This window comes from Knoellia tibetensis, assembly GCF_048606415.1.
Taxonomy (GTDB): Bacteria; Actinomycetota; Actinomycetes; order Actinomycetales; family Dermatophilaceae; genus Knoellia; species Knoellia tibetensis.
Map to the genome: position 1 here is coordinate 2,137,535 of NZ_JBMBWF010000001.1, position 14,796 is coordinate 2,152,330.

General features: G+C 72.9%; 17 protein-coding genes. 8 read left to right on the forward strand and 9 right to left on the reverse strand.

Going from position 1 to position 14,796, the window contains the following annotated elements; genetic code table 11:
* Nucleotides 1-15: 15 nt before the first annotated feature.
* Both purM and ACOJV7_RS09915 read left to right on the forward strand, forming a co-directional pair.
* Nucleotides 16-1,137, forward strand: coding sequence for a phosphoribosylformylglycinamidine cyclo-ligase (purM, locus tag ACOJV7_RS09910; protein ID WP_420189977.1), 1,122 nt, complete (start codon nt 16-18; stop codon nt 1,135-1,137).
* A gap of 67 nt (nt 1,138-1,204) precedes the next feature.
* Nucleotides 1,205-1,594 (forward strand): hypothetical protein, encoded by a 390-nt coding sequence (locus ACOJV7_RS09915; protein ID WP_420189978.1) that lies wholly within the window; start codon nt 1,205-1,207, stop codon nt 1,592-1,594.
* An 82-nt stretch (nt 1,595-1,676) separates the two neighbouring features.
* On the opposite strand, the gene ACOJV7_RS09920 is transcribed toward ACOJV7_RS09915, so the two are convergent.
* From ACOJV7_RS09920 to ACOJV7_RS09950, 7 genes are all read right to left on the reverse strand, one after another.
* On the reverse strand, nt 1,677-2,252 hold the full coding sequence (locus ACOJV7_RS09920; RefSeq protein ID WP_420189979.1) for a cysteine hydrolase family protein: 576 nt from the start codon (nt 2,250-2,252) through the stop codon (nt 1,677-1,679).
* Nucleotides 2,249-3,748, reverse strand: coding sequence for a purine-cytosine permease family protein (locus ACOJV7_RS09925; RefSeq protein ID WP_420189980.1), 1,500 nt, complete (start codon nt 3,746-3,748; stop codon nt 2,249-2,251). The genes ACOJV7_RS09920 and ACOJV7_RS09925 overlap by 4 nt, the downstream gene beginning before the upstream one ends.
* Nucleotides 3,749-3,821: 73 nt before the next feature.
* A complete protein-coding gene (locus ACOJV7_RS09930; protein ID WP_420189981.1) occupies nt 3,822-4,016 on the reverse strand; it encodes a DUF3073 domain-containing protein in 195 nt (64 codons plus the stop codon).
* A gap of 286 nt (nt 4,017-4,302) precedes the next feature.
* Nucleotides 4,303-5,490, reverse strand: a complete 1,188-nt coding sequence (locus ACOJV7_RS09935; protein ID WP_420189982.1) for a Glu/Leu/Phe/Val family dehydrogenase — start codon at nt 5,488-5,490, stop codon at nt 4,303-4,305.
* A gap of 78 nt (nt 5,491-5,568) precedes the next feature.
* Nucleotides 5,569-6,036, reverse strand: coding sequence for a nitroreductase/quinone reductase family protein (locus tag ACOJV7_RS09940; RefSeq protein WP_420189983.1), 468 nt, complete (start codon nt 6,034-6,036; stop codon nt 5,569-5,571).
* A 70-nt stretch (nt 6,037-6,106) separates the two neighbouring features.
* Complete coding sequence (locus tag ACOJV7_RS09945; protein ID WP_420189984.1) at nt 6,107-6,778, reverse strand: DUF6766 family protein; 672 nt, start codon at nt 6,776-6,778, stop codon at nt 6,107-6,109.
* An 85-nt stretch (nt 6,779-6,863) separates the two neighbouring features.
* Complete coding sequence (locus ACOJV7_RS09950) at nt 6,864-7,295, reverse strand: hypothetical protein (RefSeq protein ID WP_420189985.1); 432 nt, start codon at nt 7,293-7,295, stop codon at nt 6,864-6,866.
* 39 nt (nt 7,296-7,334) lie between these two features.
* Between ACOJV7_RS09950 and fgd the strand changes: the two genes are divergently transcribed.
* Genes fgd through ACOJV7_RS09980 form a run of 6 tightly spaced genes read left to right on the forward strand, consistent with a single transcriptional unit; the run spans nt 7,335 to nt 12,171 of the window.
* Entirely contained in the window at nt 7,335-8,357 is a 1,023-nt protein-coding gene (gene fgd / locus ACOJV7_RS09955) for a glucose-6-phosphate dehydrogenase (coenzyme-F420) (RefSeq protein WP_420189986.1), read from the forward strand.
* Nucleotides 8,354-8,896: a DoxX family protein gene (locus tag ACOJV7_RS09960; protein WP_420189987.1), complete on the forward strand. Its 543-nt coding sequence runs from the start codon at nt 8,354-8,356 to the stop codon at nt 8,894-8,896. Before fgd ends, ACOJV7_RS09960 begins: the two co-directional genes overlap by 4 nt.
* Nucleotides 8,893-9,669 (forward strand): enoyl-CoA hydratase-related protein, encoded by a 777-nt coding sequence (locus ACOJV7_RS09965; protein ID WP_420189988.1) that lies wholly within the window; start codon nt 8,893-8,895, stop codon nt 9,667-9,669. Before ACOJV7_RS09960 ends, ACOJV7_RS09965 begins: the two co-directional genes overlap by 4 nt.
* On the forward strand, nt 9,666-10,646 hold the full coding sequence (locus ACOJV7_RS09970; RefSeq protein WP_420189989.1) for a glucosyl-3-phosphoglycerate synthase: 981 nt from the start codon (nt 9,666-9,668) through the stop codon (nt 10,644-10,646). The genes ACOJV7_RS09965 and ACOJV7_RS09970 overlap by 4 nt, the downstream gene beginning before the upstream one ends.
* A complete protein-coding gene (gene folP, locus ACOJV7_RS09975) occupies nt 10,643-11,515 on the forward strand; it encodes a dihydropteroate synthase (RefSeq protein ID WP_420189990.1) in 873 nt (290 codons plus the stop codon). Before ACOJV7_RS09970 ends, folP begins: the two co-directional genes overlap by 4 nt.
* On the forward strand, nt 11,512-12,171 hold the full coding sequence (locus ACOJV7_RS09980; protein ID WP_420189991.1) for a class III extradiol ring-cleavage dioxygenase family protein: 660 nt from the start codon (nt 11,512-11,514) through the stop codon (nt 12,169-12,171). Before folP ends, ACOJV7_RS09980 begins: the two co-directional genes overlap by 4 nt.
* A 7-nt stretch (nt 12,172-12,178) precedes the next feature.
* On the opposite strand, the gene ACOJV7_RS09985 is transcribed toward ACOJV7_RS09980, so the two are convergent.
* Both ACOJV7_RS09985 and ACOJV7_RS09990 read right to left on the reverse strand, forming a co-directional pair.
* Complete coding sequence (locus tag ACOJV7_RS09985; RefSeq protein ID WP_420189992.1) at nt 12,179-12,823, reverse strand: response regulator; 645 nt, start codon at nt 12,821-12,823, stop codon at nt 12,179-12,181.
* Entirely contained in the window at nt 12,816-14,768 is a 1,953-nt protein-coding gene (locus ACOJV7_RS09990; RefSeq protein WP_420189993.1) for a sensor histidine kinase, read from the reverse strand. Before ACOJV7_RS09990 ends, ACOJV7_RS09985 begins: the two co-directional genes overlap by 8 nt.
* Between the last annotated feature and the right edge of the window lie 28 nt (nt 14,769-14,796).

The following is a 14,796-nucleotide window of genomic DNA, read 5'->3' on the forward strand; positions in this document are numbered from 1 at the left end:
CCTAGGCTGACCGACGTGAGCGACCAGGGCGAACAGATCACGTATGCCGCTGCCGGAGTCGACGTCGAGGCGGGCGACAAGGCCGTCGAGCTCATGAAGGCCGACGTCCGCCGCGCGACCCGCCCCGAGGTCCTCGGTGGGCTCGGCGGCTTCGCCGGCATGTTCGACGCGAGCGCCCTCGCGCGGATGGACCGCCCGGTCCTCGCGACGAGCACCGACGGCGTCGGCACCAAGGTCGCCATCGCCCAGGCGCTCGATCGGCACGACACTATCGGCTTCGACCTCGTCGGCATGGTCGTCGACGACATCGTCGTCTGCGGCGCCGAGCCGCTCTTCATGACCGACTACATCGCGACCGGCAAGGTCGTCCCCGAGCGCATCGCCGCCATCGTCGGCGGCATCGCCCGCGCCTGCGAGCAGGCCGGTGTCGCTCTCGTCGGCGGCGAGACGGCCGAGCACCCGGGCCTGCTCGACCCCGACGAGTACGACGTGGCGGGAGCGGCCACCGGTGTCGTCGAGTACGCCGACGTCCTCGGCCCGCAGCGAGTCCGTCCAGGCGACGTCGTCCTCGGTATCGCCAGCTCGGGCCTGCACTCCAACGGCTACTCGCTCGTCCGCCGCGTCGTCGCCCACGCCGGCTGGGAGCTCGACCGCCACGTCGACGAGTTCGGCCGCACGCTCGGCGAGGAGCTGCTCGAGCCGACCCGGGTCTACTCGCGCGACCTGCTCGACCTCATCCGCACCGACGGGGTCGACGTCCACGCGCTGTCGCACGTCACCGGCGGCGGGCTCGCCGCCAACCTCGCCCGCGTCCTTCCGTCCGACGTCTTCGCCCGGGTTGACCGTGCGACGTGGACCCCGCCGCCGGTCTTCACGACCGTCCAGCGCCTCGGCAACGTGTCGCAGGCCGACGTCGAGCGGACGCTCAACATGGGCGTCGGGTTCGTCGCGATGCTGCCCGGCGACCACGTCGACCTCGCGGTGCGCACGCTCGCCGGCCGTGGCCTCGCCGCCTGGACGATGGGCGAGGTCACCGCGCTCGAGGATGCGCGCGTCGAGGACGGTGTCGAGGTCGTGCGAGGCGCCAAGGGCGTCGACGGCGGCTCGGTCCAGGTCGTCGGCGACCACCCCGCCTGAGCAGCCGACTCCGGCCTGAGCAGCCGAGCTCAGGACACGAGCCGGGTGCCCCCGGCATCCTCGGAGGGTGACCGACCCGACCGGCCAGACCCACGCGCTGGAGCCGTACCTGCCTGCGGTCCGCGACCCCACGCGCGTGGCCCGGCGCTGGGCGGTCTGTGTCCTCACAGCGGCGACGGTGGCGCTCGCGGCCTGGCTCACGCTCGGCCTCGTGGCCGTCTGGCTCGTCGGCTCCACCATCGAGGCCGTCTCGGCGCGGGACATAGGCACGCTCGACGTCGCGGGTCTCCTCGTCACCACGCTGCCGGGTCTCGTCGGCGGGTGGGCCGTCGGGCTGGGTGCCGCAGTGCTGCTGGGGCGCGGCGAGGCGATGGGTGCGCGGGCGGCCGGCGTGGCGGCGGGGCTCCTCGGCGTCGTCGTGGGCGCGGCACTCCTCGCCGCGACCGGCGCCGTCTGACGGTCGCCACGGGGGGCTCCGGACCTGCCTTCCCGGCCGTGTGCACTGCTGCGCCCGAGCGCAGCAGTGCACAGAGCCGAACTCAGACGATCGTCACCTGCGGGGCGAACATGCTCATCGCCCCGAGCGCCTGCTCGTGCATCGCCACGCTCGAGCCCGCGCACGCCTCCGCCACGACCCGCACGCTCGCGCCCGCGTCGGCCGCCGGCAGGGCGGTCGAGATGACGCAGCAGTCGGTCGCGACGCCGACCAGGGCGAACCGCGGCTGCTCGCCGATGACCGCGCGCAGCCCTGCCGTCCACTTGCCGAAGGTCGGCTCGGTGACGACGTGGTCGGTGAGGTTCGCGAGCTCCGGCACCACGGCATACAGGGGGTCGGAGCCCGGGACGAGCGCGAACTGCCAGTCGTCGTAGTAGTCGGCCCACGAGCCGCCGAGGTCCGGGTCCGCGACGAAGCGCGTGACGACGACCCGACCCCTGTATGCCGTCGCGAGACGGGTGATGCGCGGGACCACCTCGGACCACATGGGTGAGCCCCACGGGCTCGCGACGGGGTCGGCGAAGACGGCCTGCGGGTCGATGACGACGAGCCACTCGTCGTCGAGCGGGGTGACCTCGTCGACGGGGAGGCGACCAGCCGGGGGAGCGGCGCTGCTCACGCCCGGGACTCCTGGGCACGCACCTTGGCGCCACGGGCGACGTAGGTGACGACGAAGGAGAGAACGAGGGCGAGGAGGACGCCGAGGTTCGCGTAGGCGAAGGTGCCCTCCCAATACGCTGGCGAGTCAGCTGTGCCTTCGATGAACGTCCCTAGGCCGAGCGGGTCGAGGAGGAAGCCCTGCCAGTTGTTCCACGAGGCGTCGTCCGCGAAGCTGTTGACGACGAGGCCCCAGCCGAGCACCGAGGCGACGACCATCGTGCCGATGGAGACCCAGTCGAAGGCGCCGTAGCGGCCCGAGGAGTCGAAGAGGGCGTCGTCGTCGTAGTCGCGCTTGCGCAGGGCGATGTCGGCGATCATGATCCCGGCCCACGACGCGAGCGGCACGCCGAGCGTGATGAGGAACGACTGGAACGGGTTGATGAAGCTCTCGGCGACGAAGACGACGTAGAACGTGCCGAGCGTGAGGATGATGCCGTCGATGAGCGCGGCCATCGGGCGGGGGATGCGCACGCCGAGCGAGAGCAGGGTCAGCCCGGACGAGTAGATGCCGAGCACGGCGCCCGAGACGAGCGAGAGGATCGCGGCGACGAGGAAGGGCACGAGCACCCACGTCGGCAGCAGCGTCGCCAGCGTGCCGATCGGGTCGGCGCCGATGCCGTCGAGGACCGCCTGGTCGGAGCCCGCGAGGGCCAGGCCGTAGCAGACGAGCAGGGCCGGGGCGAGGGCTCCGCCGAAGGTGTTCCACCCGACGATCGCGGCACCGCTCGCGTCACGGCGCTGGTAGCGCGACCAGTCGGCGGCGATGTTGATCCAGCCGAGTCCGAAGCCCGTCATGACGAGGACGAGCGCACCGATGACGGCGCCGATGCCGCCGGACGGCAGGGACGAGACAGCAGACCAGTCGATGTGCGTGAAGGTCATCGCGACGTAGAGGAGCGTGATCGCGCCGGTGACCCACGTGAGGACCGACTGCATCCGCATGATGACGTGGTAGCCCGCCACGGCCGCGAGCACGATCATCGCGGCGACGACGACGGCGGCGACGACCTTGGTCGCCGTGCCCCCGCCCCAGCCGAGGCGCTCGAAGATCGTCGCGGTCGCGAGGACGGCGAGGATGGCGAGGAAGGTCTCCCAGCCGATCGAGGTCAGCCAGGAGATGACCCCGGGCACCTTCTGCCCCTCGACCCCGAAGGCGGCACGAGAGAGCACCATCGTCGGGGCCGAACCCCGCTTGCCGGCGAGCGCGATGATCCCGCACAGGGCGAAGGACACGACGACTCCGAGGATCGTCACGACGACCGCCTGCCAGAAGGAGATGCCGAAGCCGAGGACGAAGGCGGCATACGAGATGCCGAACACCGACACGTTGGCGGCGAACCACGGCCAGAAGAGGTCACGAGGGGCCGCGGTGCGGGCCGACTCGTCGATGATCTCGATGCCGGTGGTCTCGACGCCGAGCCGCTTGGCAGCGTCGGCACTGCGCACGTCTGTCATGTGCGCGAGCATGACAGATTCCCCGCGGCACGATGTGCATGCCGCACGAGGTGTCGTGCGTGGACGTCAGGCGTCAGCGACGCCCGGAAGCCCACTTGTCGTAGTCGTCGTCCTCGTCACGGTCGGACCCGGTGACCCGGGTCGGCGTGGGGGAGGACGAGCTCCCGTGAAGTTCTCGCTCAAGCGCGCTCAAGTCGGTGTCGGGGCTGAAGTACTTCAGCTCGCGTGCCACCTTGGTCTGCTTGGCTTTTGCTCGGCCGCGCCCCATGGCGTGACCCCCTCGTGCGTCTGCCGGGACGGCATACCCGAAGGGACGGCCCCGAAGGGGTCATCCCGTGCAGGCTGTGGTCCCGGGAATCGTGTGTGTGTCGTGGGGCCAACGCTACATCAGCCCGGGGCATTTCCGCGCACGGGTCCGGTTCTCGGCCGTGTCCCTCGCGTTCCCGCGCCGCGGCGCCTCGGCGCTCCTGAGAAGCCCGTATGCCGGGTGCCCACCACGGGAGGTGGGAACCTGGCATACGGGCAGGTCGGCCGCGGTGACCGGGTGCGGGAGGTCAGTCCTGCGGGAGCCAGATCGTCGAGGAGCCGGCTGCCATGCGCTTCTCGGCGATGTGGTCGGCGGCTGCGGCAGGGCTCTCGCCGCGCTCGTCGGCGGTGCGGAGGACCTCGAGAGTGTGCTCGAAGATCTCGGTCGCGCCACGCTTGGCCCGCTCGAAGTCGAAGCCGCGGAGCTCGTCGCTCACCTGGATGACGCCCCCGGCGTTGACGAGGAAGTCGGGGCAGTAGGTGATGCCGCGTGCCACGAGGCGGTCGGCGGTGCCGCCGTCGCCCTCGGTGACGAGCTGGTTGTTGGCGCCGCCGCAGACGATGCTCGCCCTGAGCACGTCGACGGTGTCGTCGTCGAGGGCGCCGCCGAGGGCGCAGGGGGCGTAGACGTCGATGTCGCTGCGCACGAGGGCCGCGACGTCGCCCACGACCTCGACGCCTGGGTGGGCGACGAGCAGGGCGTCGACGGCGGACGAGTTGACGTCGGTGACGACGACGTCCGCGCCGTCCTCGAGGAGGTGGCCGGCGAGGATGCGACCGACCTTGCCGACGCCGGCGATGCCGACCCGGCGGCCCTCGAGGGTGGCCTCGCCCCAGAGGTGCTGGGCCGCGGCGCGCATGCCCTGGAAGACACCGAATGCGGTGAGGACCGAGGAGTCGCCGGCGCCGCCGTTCTCGGGGGATCGGCCGGTGGCGAAGCGGGTCGTCTCGGCGACGACGTCCATGTCCTGGACATAGGTGCCCACGTCGCACGCCGTGACGTAGCGACCGCCGAGGCTCTCGACGAACCTGCCGAACGCGCGCAGCAGCTCCGGGGTCTTGTCGGTCGTCGGGTCGCCGATGATGACGGCCTTGCCGCCACCGTGCGGGATGCCGGCGACGGCGTTCTTGTAGGACATGCCGCGCGAGAGGCGCAGGACGTCGGCGAGCGCGTCGTCGTGGGTCGCGTAGGGGTAGAAGCGCGTGCCGCCGAGTGCCGGGCCGAGCGAGGTGTCGTGGATCGAGATGATCGCGCGCAGGCCGGTCGCGGGGTCCGAGCAGAGGACGACCTGCTCGTGGCCCGAGGTGTCGGTCGGGTTGTGCCGGACGTGCGGGCCCTGCTGGTCCTGCAGGGCGGGCGATCGGTGCGGCGCGGGGGCTTCGGCGGCCTCGGGGGCCTCGGCGGTCCCGGGGACGGTGACGGACGACGCGGTCACGGTGGTGACTCCTTTGTCAGTGAGGGCTGCGGGATGGTGCAGCGGTGCCATGGCGTGGGTCTCACGCACACCCTCAGGCTAGTCGCGTCGAGACCTGCGGGTCGCCGCGTCCAGGGCCGGTCCGAGGGGGTGCAGCCGGGCGACCGGGATGGTGCGGCCGGACCTCCGCTCGTACTTCGCGACCGTCGGTATCTGCGCGAGGACGACGTCTCGCCAGACCCGAGCCCGCTCGTCGTCGGCCAGCACCTCGGGGCGGACCCGGGAGGCGGTCGTCCCGATCTCGACGGTCGCCTCCGAGACCTGCCGAAGGTTGCGGAACCAGTCGGGTTCGGCGGGCGAGCCGCTCCCGGTGCCCCACACGAGGTGGGCGTCGCCGTCGTCGAGGTAGCGGACCATCGTCGAGCGTGGGAGCCCGGTCCGCCGTCCCGGGGTGGTGAGCATGAGGACGCCGCCGACCTTGCCGCCGCCGTCAAGACGCCCCTTGAACGCCCGGTGCATCCACACCCCGATCGCGTTGCCGCGAGCCCTCATCGCTCGGGAAGCCATGGCGGCCACCTCCTCTGCCCAGAGTCCGCTGGTCGGCGGTGGGGGTCAATGGGCGGCTCGGGCCAGCCCGTCAGCCCTCGACGCCGGTCGTCTCGTGCGGCTCTCCCACGGGCTTCGACTCGGGCGAGCCGCGCTCGCGCAGGTAGATCGACAGAACGACCATGCTCGCCACGGCGAGAAACTCGGACTGCCAGTTCTGCAGCGTCCGGCCCCAGAAGTCGGGGTCGGCGAGGTAGGCGGCCCGACCCACGGGCTCCTTGAGGTCGCGGATGAGGTCGGCGTTGTGTGCGGCCCGGCCGGCGACGTACTGGGCGGACCACGACCCGAGGAAGATGAGCCCCATCGTCAGCCCGAGCGAGTGTGAGTACAGGGAGCGGCGCCAGCCCTCGGCCTTCGCGAGCGACGGCGAGTCGGGCTTCGCATGGCGCCCCACCTTCTGGTCCTTGTCGCTCTCGCGGCCGGTCTTGTCCAGCGGCTTGGACTCGGGCGAGCCCTTCTGGACGAACCAGACGGTGAGGACGATGAAGAGGAGGAACTGGAGGTACTCGGACTGCCAGTTCTCGGCGACGTCGACGGCGAACGTCGACGACGACAGGTACTCGCCGAGCCCGATCGTCGGCAGCCCGCGGTCCCGGGCGTCGCCGTTGAGCTCGGCGACCCCCCACAGCGCCTGTCCGGCGAGGGACAGCAGGAAGAGGGCGCCGAAGACGAGGCCCAGCCCGTGGTCGCGAAGCCGCCTCACCGGCCCATCACCCCCATGGACAGGCACCAGACGAGGCCGAAGCCGATGACGACGAGCCAGCCGATGAAGGACACCTTCATGCCGTTCACGGTCCTTCCACCTCGCAGTCGTAGGGCAGGTCCTTGCCCGTGGGCTCGCATCCCGCGGCGGTGACCCGCCAGCCCTGGTCGAAGCGCGCGAGGAAGAGCACCTGGTCCCCCCAGCGCACCATGGCGTCGCGTCCGTAGACGTCGACCTGCGGCTCGCCGGAACCGGGTGCGGACCCGGCTGCGTCCGGCAGGACATCGGCGCACTTCTCACCGTCGGCCTCGACCTCCTCGAGCGTCGCGGGAGCGAGGAGGCTGCACCCGTTCTCGGGGGCCGAGGCCGCAGCTGCGAGGAAGCGGGTCGCGGTGTCGGTGACCGGATCGTTCTCGGCCGAGCCGCGTCCTGCGCAACCGGGAAGCAGCAGCGCCAGGGTGGCTGCGACGGCGGCGGAGCGGGCCGGCATACGACGTCTGTGCAGGTCAGGGGCCACGTGCCCACTATGGCACCAGCATGGGGAAGGATGACGGACATGCGCATCGGCTACAAGGCTTCGGCCGAGCAGTTCGCCCCGGCCGAGCTCGCGGGATACGCCGTGCTCGCCGAGGAGCTCGGGCTCGACTCGGTGACGATCTCGGACCACTTCCAGCCGTGGCGGCTCGAGGGCGGGCACGCGCCCAGCTCGATCGCCTGGCTGTCGTGGGTGGCGGCCCGGACCGAGCGGGTCCTGCTCGGGACGTCGGTGATGACCCCGACCTACCGCTACAACCCGGCCGTCGTGGCGCAGACCTTCGCGACGCTCGGGTGCCTCGCGCCCGGGCGGGTCATGCTCGGTGTCGGCACCGGCGAGGCGCTCAACGAGGTGGCCGTCGGCTCGGTCCCCGAGAGCGGATGGCCGGAGTTCAAGGAGCGGTTCGCCCGGCTGCGCGAGTCGGTCCGGCTCATGCGCGCGCTGTGGACCGAGGAGTCGGTAACCTTCGAGGGCGACTACTACCGCACCGAGGACGCCCGGATCTTCGACCGTCCCGACACGCCCGTGCCCGTCTACGTCGCCGCGGGCGGCCCGACCGTCGCCCGGTATGCCGGCCGGTCCGGTGACGGCTTCATCTGCACCTCGGGCAAGGGCCGCGAGCTCTATGCCGACTCGCTGCTGCCCGCCGTCGCCGAGGGCCTCGAGAAGTCCGGACGCGACACCGGCAGCATCGACCGGATGATCGAGATCAAGCTCTCGTGGGACCCGGACGCCGAGCGCGCGCTCGAGAACACGCGCTTCTGGGCGCCGCTGTCGCTGACCGCCGAGCAGAAGCACTCGATCACGAGCCCCGCCGAGATGGAGCGGGCCGCCGACGAGCTGCCCATCGAGCAGGTCGCGAAGCGGTGGATCGTCGCGTCGACGCCCGAGGACGTCGTCGAGGCGGTGCGGGAGTACACCGACCTCGGCTTCGACCACCTCGTGTTCCACGGACCCGGCGGCGACCAGGAGCGCTTCCTGCGGACCTTCGCCGAACAGGTCGTGCCGGGCCTGCGCGAGCTGACCGTAGGGTCGCCGTCATGACCGCCGCCGCCACCGCGATGAGCTCCACCGAGCTTGACGTCGCCTCCCTCGTCATCCGCCTCGCGCTCGGCCCGATGCTCGTGCTGCACGGGCTCAACAAGGTGCAGGGCGGGCTCTCGGGGACGGCCGGCTGGTTCGAGTCGCTCGGCCTGCGCCCGGGGTGGCTGCACGCGAGGTTCGCGGCGTTCACCGAGATCGGCGCGGGAGTCCTCGTCACGTTCGGACTGCTCAACGGGCTCGCGGCGATGGCGTTCGTCGGCCTCATGACGGTCGCGGCGCTCACCGACCACCGCGGCAAGGGCTACTTCATCTTCAAGGGCGGCTGGGAGTACGTCGTGCTCGTGGCGATCGTCGCGGTCGCGCTCGCGGTGCTCGGGCCCGGCCGGTGGTCGCTCGACAACGCCTTCGGTCTCGACCTCGCCGGGCTCGGCTGGGGTGCGCTGGCCGCCCTCGGCGGTGTCGGCGCCGCCGGGGCGATGCTCGCGGCGTTCTACCGCCCGCCGGCCAAGAACGGCTCGGCCTCCGGGGCCTCCGCGTGACCCAGGAGGGCGCGGACTCCGTCCTCGTCGAGGTCGAGGGCGCGGTCGGCCGCGTCACCCTCGCCGCACCCGCCCGGCTCAACGCGGTCGACGTGCCGATGCTCGAGGCGGTGGCCGACGCGGTGCGCCGCCTCGACGCCGACCCGGCCGTGCGGGTCGTCGTCCTCTCCGGACAGGGCCGGGCCTTCTGCGCCGGTGCCGACCTCTCGGTGCACCTCGACGAGGGCGACCTCGACGGAACCCTTCGCGGCGTCGGCGCCGTGACCCGTGCGGTCGTCGAGGCGGGCACACCCGTGCTCGGGCTCGTTCCGGGAGTTGCCGCCGGAGCCGGGCTCGCGATGGCGCTCGCGGCCGACTACGTCCTCGTCGCCGACGAGGCGACCCTCGTCCTCGCCTTCGGTGCCCTCGGCCTCATGCCCGACGGCGGCGCCACGGCCCTCGTCGTCGCCTCGGTCGGCCGGGCCCGCGCCCTGCGCCTGGCGCTCACCGGCGAGCGGCTCACCGGGGCCCAGGCCGCCGACTGGGGGCTCGTCGCCGAGTCGGTCCCGGCGGACGACTTCGCGACGCGGGCCGACGAGCTCGTCGCCCACCTCGCCGCCCTCTCGCCCACGGGCACCGCGCGCACGACGGCGGCCATCACCGCCGCGGCGCTCGACCTCGACGCGACGCTGGCGCGGGAGGACGAGGGGCAGCACGCGCTCCTGCGCACACCCGACTTCGTCGAGGGGCTCACGGCCTTCCGTGAGAAGCGACGCCCGACGTTCGGGACGTGACCCGCGCGATGGGGCGAACGGCATACCGGGCGTCGGACTGGACGCCGGAGCGGGTCCTCGAGCGCAAGGGTGAGCACACCGTCTCGGTCGTGGTCCCGGCGAGGGACGAGGAGGCGACCGTCGGTGCGGTCGTCGAGCGGATCCGTGCCGACTTCGTGCGCGACGGCGGTGGCGGGCTCGTCGACGAGGTCGTCGTCATCGACTCCGACTCGAGCGACCGGACCGCCGAGGTGGCTCGCGCAGCCGGCGCAGAGGTGTTCTCCGCCAACGAGATCCGCCCCGACCTCGGCTCGGTGCCGGGCAAGGGCGAGGCACTCTGGAAGGCGCAGCACGTCACCCGCGGCGACCTCCTGGTCTTCGTCGACGCCGACCTCGTCGACTGGGGCACGCACTTCGTCACCGGGCTGCTCGCGCCGCTCCTCGTCGACGACGCCGTGCAGCTCGTCAAGGCGGTCTACGACCGGCCGATGATCGACGCGACCGGCCGCGAGGAGGAGTCGGGCGGGCGGGTCACCGAGCTCGTCGCCCGGCCGTGGCTGGCACTGCATCGGCCCGGTCTCGCGGGCGTGGTGCAGCCGCTCTCGGGCGAGTGGGCGATCCGGCGCAAGGCCTTCGAGTCGTATGCCGTGCCGGTCGGCTACGGCGTCGAGATCGCCGCGCTGGTCGACACCTACGACACGCACGGCATCGACGCCATCGCGCAGGTCGACCTCGGCCGTCGCACCCACCGCCATCACCGGCATGACACCCTCGGCCTCATGGCAGTCCAGGTGCTCGCGGCGGCGGACCGGCGGCGTGACCGGTCCCGTGGCGGGCCGGTGAGGGCGGAGGAGACGGTGGGGCTCACGCAGTACGCGCGGGGGCAGGCGGGGTTCGAGCCCCGCCTCACCGCCGTCGCGACGGGTGAGCGGCCTCCGGCCGACAGCGTCCGTATGCCGGCCCACGCAGAGCGTGGGACCCGCGCGGAGTCGCGATGAGCCACCTCACCTTCCGGCTCGGTCGCCGGGAGTTCGACGCGCGGTCGCGCCTGGTCATGGCGATCGTCAACCGGACGCCGGACTCGTTCTACGACAGGGGCGCGACGTGGCGCGAGGATGCGGCGTTCGACCGCGTCCGCCAGGTCGTCGCGCAGGGTGCTGACATCGTCGACATCGGCGGCATCAAGGCCGCCCCGGGCGTCGAGATCGGCGAGGAGGAGGAGAAGGAGCGGGTCGTCGACTTCGTCGCCGCCGTCCGCGCCGAGCACCCCGACCTCCTCATCAGTGTCGACACGTGGCGCGCGTCCGTCGGCCGGGCCGTCCTCGAGGCCGGCGCCGACATCCTCAACGACGCGTGGGGTGGCGTGGACCCGGGCCTCGTCGAGGTGGCGGCCGAGTTCGACGCCGCGGTCGTCTGCACCCACACCGGCGGCGTGACGCCCCGGACACGACCGCACCGGATCGAGTACGACGACGTCGTCGCGTCCGTCGTCGAGTCGCTCGTGGCGCAGGCCGACCGGGCCGTGTCGGTGGGCGTGGCCCGCGAGAGGGTCGTCATCGACCCGGCCCACGACTTCGGCAAGAACACGTGGCACTCGGTCGAGGTGACGAGGAGGCTCGACGAGCTCGTCGCGCTCGGCTGGCCGCTCCTCGTGTCGCTGTCCAACAAGGACTTCGTCGGTGAGTCGCTCGACCTGCCCGTGGGTGAGCGCCTGACCGGAACCCTTGCGGCGACGGCGATCTCGGCCTGGCACGGCGCCCACATCTATCGCGTTCACGAGGTCGTCGAGACCCGGCAGGTGCTCGACATGGTGTCGGTGCTCGCCGGGGACCTCCCGCCGGCCCGGACGGCACGGGGGCTCGCGTGATCACCGACGTCGTCGTCGTGCCCGGCGCGCCGCTGCTGCTGCCCGAGTACCAGGGGCGCGTGCCCGCGGTGCCCGGCCTGCTCGAGGCGTGCGTCGCCGCCGTGCGGGACGCCGTGGCGACGGCCGCCCACGTCGTCGTCGTCCACGCCACCGACCGCGAGCCGCGGAGCACTCGGCCGGCGGTGGGGCTGCGGGTCGCCGACCACCTCCTCGCCTCGACGCACCTCGGGTTCGAGGTCGAGCACGTCGCCGTGCCCTGGGACGCCCCCACCGAGGAGTGCATCGCCCTCGGACGAGGGGTGTCCGCCGACGCCGACACCACGTTGCTCGTCGTCGCCGACGGCTCGGCGCGCCGCACCGAGAAGGCGCCGGGCCACCTCGACGCGCGCGCCCACGAGGTCGACGACGGAATCGTCGCGGCCGTGCGGGGCGCGGCCGACGGGGGTCTCGACGACCTGCTCGAGCTCGACGCCGACCTCTGCGCGGACCTGCTCGTCGCCGGTCGCGCTCCGCTCCAGGTGCTGGCCGCAGCGGTGGGCGCGCCGACCGACAAGGATGGGGGAACGGCATACCCCGGCTTCGAGGTGGTGACGTGCGAGGTGAGCGACCCGTTGGGGGTTCTCTACGTCGTCGCGCACCTCGCCCGCGCGCGCTGACCGACAGTCAGTCGATGCCCAGCCCCTCCTCGCGGGCCCGGACGACGGCCGCGGCGCGGTCGCGGACGGCGAGCTTGGTGAGGACGTTGGAGACGACGTTGCGGACGGTCTTGGGGGAGAGGACCAAGCGACGGGAGATCGTGAGGTTGTCGTGGCCGCGGGCGACGAGGTCGAGCACCTCGCGCTCGCGGTCGGTGAGGTCGGGGAAGGGGACGCGAGCGACGGACCGTCCCGACGTGAGCGCCGTGACAGCCCGCGCGGCGACGGCCGACCCGAGGATGACGTCGCCGTTGGCGACGGCGCGCACCGCTCGCTCGACCTCGTCGGGGCTGGCGCCCTTGAGGAGGTAGCCGCGCGCACCCACACGCATGCAGGACGCGACGGCGTCGTCGTCCTCGCGCATCGTCACGACGAGCACGCGCGCGTCCTGGTGGCGCCGGACGATCTCGCGGGTCGTCTCGATGCCCGAGTCCGCGCCGAGGTTGAGGTCCATGAGGACGACGTCGATGTCGGCGAGCGGCAGGGCGAGGGCCTCGGCTGCGTCGCTCGCCTGGCCGACGACCGTGATGCCGTCGAGCGATGCGAGGAGGCCGGCCATGCCCATCCGGAAGACGGGGTGGTCGTCGACGACGGCGACGCTGATGTCAGCCACGGGCCACCGCCACACCCTGCGGCAGGAGCGCCTCCACCAGGGTGCCTCCGGTCTTCGGTGAGGTGATCGACAGGGTGCCGCCGAGCTCCTCGGCGCGCTCCCGCATCGACCGCGTGCCGACCCCCGACCGGACCTCGGCCGAGAAGCCCCGGCCGTCGTCGGCGATGGTCAGCCGCAGCCCTTCGGGCGTCGACGTCGTGGTCACGTGCGCGGACTGGACGCCGCTGTGGCGCAACGTGTTGGTCACCGCCTCCGCGACGATCGCGTAGGCCGCGGCGGCGGTCTGCGGGTCGAGCGCGTCGTCGTGGCCGAGGTCGAGCGCGATCTCGACACCGTCCTCCGCGTGGCGGGCGGACAGCTCGGCGAGGGCAGCGGCGAGGCCGAGCTCGTCGAGCACCGGCGGGAGCAGGTGGTGCGAGAGCGTGCGGACGTCGGTGACCCGCTGGTCGAGCTCGGACTGGAGGGTCGAGAGCAGCTCGGCCGCCGCCGAGGGGTCGGTCGCCATGAGGTTGCGTGCGCCCTGGAGCCCGAGCCGCAGTCCCGCGAGCGAGGGGCCGAGACCGTCGTGGATCTCGCGTCGGATGACGCGGCGCTCCTCGAGCCGGGCCCGCGACAGGCGCGCCCGGGCGTCGTCGACGTCGGCGGCGGCGCGGGTCACGGCGGCGGCGGTCGCGACGACAGTGGCGAGGTCGCCGAGCATCTGCTCACCGCGCGACCCGAGGCTCTCGCCACCGGGAAGGGTGACGGCAAGCTCGCCCACGGGTTCGCCTCGGTGGTCGAGCGGGACGCGCACGGGGTGGGCACCCGGCATACCCCAGACGACGGGTTCGCGGTCAGGAAGGGCGACGGTCACCGACTCGAGGCGCATCGTGGCGCCGATGTCGGCGGCGAGGCCGCGAAGGAGGTCGTCGGTCGTCTCGGCGAGGCGCAGGTGGCTGCCGAGCCGGCGGACGACGTGGTCGGGGGAGGCGGCGACACCGTAGACCAGGCGGTGAACGCGCTGCTCGAGCCAGAACCGCGTCGGCTGGACCGCGACGGCGACGACCCCCGCGCCGACGAGACCTGCTCCGTCGCCCGGCAGGAGGCTCGTCGCGACGACGGTGGCGACGACGTAGACCGCGACGAGGGAGACCGTGACGAGGCCGGCGAGGACGGTGCGGCTCACGGCGAGCTGGAGCCCCCACATGCGGCTGCGGAGCACGGCGACGAGGATCGCCGCTGGATAGACGGCCTGCGAGAGCAGGTGGAGGACGGGTGTCGTCCAGACCGGGAGGGGCAGCGAGCCGTACGGCAGCAGCAGGGGCACGAACGAGAGGGCGAGCAGGGCGGCGCCGAGGGCGAGCCAACCGAGTCCGTTGCGCTCGGCGACGGGACCGCGGCGGCGTCGGTGCTCGACCGCCCCAGCGGCGACGAGCCCGAGGACGACCGCGATTACGAGCAGGATCGTGAAAGGTGCCCGGGCGTCGAGCAGCTGGGTCACGAGGAAGGCGATGACGACGGCGCTGCCGGCGACGACGCCCCACTTCGCCCGGCCGAGGGGGTGGTCACGCACGAGCCACGGCACGACGAGGAAGAGGGCGAGTGTGCCGGGGACCCAGGCGGTGCTCTGGAGCCACTGGACGAGGTCCGCTCCGGGGAGGCCGGGCCGCTGGGCGGCGAGGGCGGGGTAGCCGAAGCCGAGGGCGGCAACACCGCCACCGACCGCCGCGAGGGCGAGGAGCCAGCCGACGGGGTGCGGGCGGCGGGAGACGATGAGCGCCGACACGGTGCCGTAGACGCAGGCGACCGCGACGTCGACGACGAAGAACCAGACGCCCTCACCGAGGGCAGGACGCGCCATGACGACGAGCGCCACCGCGAGCACCGCGGTGCCCCAGGCGGTCGCGGCGATGACCGCGGCCGCCCGGGGCTGGCCGACCCTCGGCAGGGCGTCGGAGGGGCTCATGATGTCGGCACCATAGCGTCGGTTCACG